Here is a 2690-nt window from a genome sequence, read left to right on the forward strand (position 1 = left end):
CTGCCGACGGGGCTCCGTTGGGGTGGCTCAGCCGAGGCGGAATCGCTGGCTCTTCTGGTTCTTGCCAGCCCACTGAAGGATCTCGGCGCCATCCTGGGTCCCCTCGCCACTGACGGACACGAGCTTGTTGCTGTGACGAGCCACCAGAGCAGCAGCGAAAACGGCCATGACATCTCCTCGGCCGACGATCACTCAACAACCGGAGTAAACCGCCTTTGTCCATCCAAGGCAGGATGTCTCGACTGAACAGCCCATGAGGCACCTTCAACGGCTCAGAAGGATCGACAGATCTCGAACGATTGCCCACAGGCGTCACATTGCTGCACCGTGACACCCTCGGCCCTGAGGAAAATTTTCGCCGCCCGTCAGTCGAGGTCCGCGCCGCTGCCTCTCACGAGGTCCCCAGCTTCGCGTTGGGCGGAGCGAGCCAGCATGGGCTCGATCGGCGGTGTCAGCACACCAGCCACTTTCCCCTGTGGCCCTCAGTGGCAGGGGTGTACACGCCGATCACGCGGTGCCCTCTCGGTCGGTTGACGCGAGCGGGCACCGACCGCGCCCACGTGACTGGTTGGTGCCCGCTCCGACTCAGAGCTGCATCGCACAGCGACCGTGACCAGAGATGAACAGTCGGGCGGCTCGACCAGCGTCTGAGTGTGGCCACCCGACCTCGCATCTTCGATGACCACTAGTTGGCCCTGCGGGTGCAGCGGACCGAGCTAGGCCTTCATGACCGCCGTTCTCATCTCCTGGTCTACGAGTTGACGCAGTTCGCCCGTCAGCATCACCTGGGCAGCAGCACGGACGTCCTCCGCGTGGACGACATCGCTGTTCACCCTGGTGGAGAACACATCAGCGGTATGTATCAGCTGTTCGACGAGAAAGGTCAGCAGGCTGGAGACCATGCCCCTGGCTGACGTTCCGAGGGGGATGGCGCCGTCCGGGCTGATGCTCTCCATCAGTCGGTCGATGCTGTCATTGAAAGCACCGTCGGGGGGGTTCGCTGCAGTCCGCTGCACGGGCTGGGCGCCGACCCGGGGGGTGGGTACGCTCTCCATCAGGCAGACGGCCAACAAGCGGTGCAGTTCGGCATCCGACCTGATCGCGGCGTCCACATGGCGGGGTTGGATCTCCTTACCACCCGCCTTGTTGGCGTGCGTCGTATCCGTCTGCTGGAAGGCCTTGGCGGCCTCGTCGAGGAGCTCCATTGCGATATAAACCAGCATCGCTTGGGCAGCCCGAACCGCCTTCGGGTGGAGCTGCTTGCGCGTGTGGGTGGTGATCAGCTGATCGGGGATCATCAGTTTGCGGGGCTCCGCGTCGCCCCGTGGGTCCGGCTTTCCGCCTTTGCCTTGACTCATCGGTGCACCTTCGTGTCGGAGTACTTGCGCTTCTGCCTGTGGTCTCGGATCGCGCTCACCAATTACCGTCTCACGTCCAGCAGACCGCACTGCTGGGAGTAAGACCCCATAGGCGTGGACGGGGACAGCGCCGGGGTCCACACCCGCACGTCGCAGGTCCCCCCATCACGCAGCGGCAGGACCCGGCACGGCACGATCACTCCTCGCGAGGCAGCGAATGTTTCCTCGATGCGTGATGTGCCTGCTGAGCTCCTGGGCGACCGGCTCGGTCCCCGGCGAAGAGCTGTCTGGATGCGTCCGAAGCCGGCTGGGGGCACGGTGGGAACATGTCCGGTTATCTGGCCTGCGCATGATGCGTCCGTCTCCGGGCGGGGCACCCCCGGGGAGCCACTGGCCCGGGGGCCGGGAAGCAGCTGCGGCCACCGTTGATCTTTCAGTGGCCGGGGTACCCGGCACCGTATGAGGACCAACAGGATGCGGATGCTGATGTGGCTGGCGTTGCTGGTGCAGCTGATGGCGCTGTTTCAGCACCAGGTGATGGGACGCTCGTGGCAGGACGGGTTCACCGTCGGCGCGGCCTGCGCGCTGGTGGGGCTGTGCGTGGCGAGGGTCGCGGGGCGTTCGTAGCGGGCGGCCCCACCAGTGCCCTTGCATTGGGGGGTTCCTGCGGCTTCCGGAGCGGACGTAAGGCTCCCGGGTGCGGCACTGTGCGCCATCGCCCGGCCCGACGACCGGTTCAAGCGGGCCTGCGAGATCGTGCAGCAGGCCGACCTCGAAATCGCCGCGCACGCCGAGGAGCGCAACCAGCTCGCCATGCCCTTGTGGTTCTACGAAGGTGTCCGCGCTCTGGCGAACGTCTGGGCATCACCGCCAACGCGTACGTCGAGATGCGGCGCGCGGCCCTGCACTGCGACAAGAAGAAGGCTTCCCCCACGACCGAGGGCGACGAGCACATGACCGGGGAAGAGCGCCGCCAGACCGCGGTAGAGGCCGGTGTCCCACACCTGTCCGACGCTGCCGACCGGCTGCCGTCCCTCCAGGATGCTGCGTTCGCGCTGAGGGAGGAGCGGTACGGGTGGACGACGCAGCGCATCGGTGAGCTGGGTGACGTCACCGCGAAGTACGCACGTGATGTGGCGAACGCGGCCAAGCGCCGCCACGGCCACGGACCTGAACCCTTTCTGCCCGCTGGCCCCGGTGCATCACACGGGCCGGATTTTCAGGTCCCGGTATCCCGGAGCACCCGGGGCCTGAGATTCCGGCGCCGGTGAACCCGGCTTCCGGTGGACCGGGTCCCGGCAGGCCAGGCCCCTTTAGTAAGAACATCATGTC

At 66.2% G+C, this 2690-nt stretch carries 3 protein-coding genes; 2 read left to right on the plus strand and 1 reads right to left on the minus strand.

Going from position 1 to position 2690, the window contains the following annotated elements:
* A partial coding sequence (locus ACWGIG_RS38305; protein ID WP_453326346.1) for a hypothetical protein occupies positions 1 to 246 on the plus strand: 246 nt, incomplete at its 5' end.
* A 470-nt stretch (positions 247 to 716) separates the two neighbouring features.
* Here the strand turns inward: ACWGIG_RS38305 and ACWGIG_RS38310 are convergent.
* Positions 717 to 1358 carry a hypothetical protein gene (locus ACWGIG_RS38310; RefSeq protein WP_453326347.1) on the minus strand — a complete coding sequence of 214 codons (642 nt, stop codon included), beginning with the start codon at positions 1356 to 1358 and terminating at the stop codon, positions 717 to 719.
* Positions 1359 to 1817: 459 nt separating this feature from the next.
* Between ACWGIG_RS38310 and ACWGIG_RS38315 the strand changes: the two genes are divergently transcribed.
* Positions 1818 to 1985 carry a hypothetical protein gene (locus ACWGIG_RS38315; RefSeq protein ID WP_453326348.1) on the plus strand — a complete coding sequence of 56 codons (168 nt, stop codon included), beginning with the start codon at positions 1818 to 1820 and terminating at the stop codon, positions 1983 to 1985.
* Positions 1986 to 2690 lie beyond the last annotated feature (705 nt).

Source organism: Streptomyces sp. NPDC054863 (assembly GCF_053610825.1).

Bases quoted from the DNA above. Each gene is read 5' to 3' on its own strand.
- ACWGIG_RS38315 (WP_453326348.1), top strand. From the start codon at position 1,818: ATGAGGACCAACAGGATGCGGATGCTGATGTGGCTGGCGTTGCTGGTG.
- ACWGIG_RS38310 (WP_453326347.1), bottom strand. From the start codon at position 1,358: ATGAGTCAAGGCAAAGGCGGAAAGCCGGACCCACGGGGCGACGCGGAG.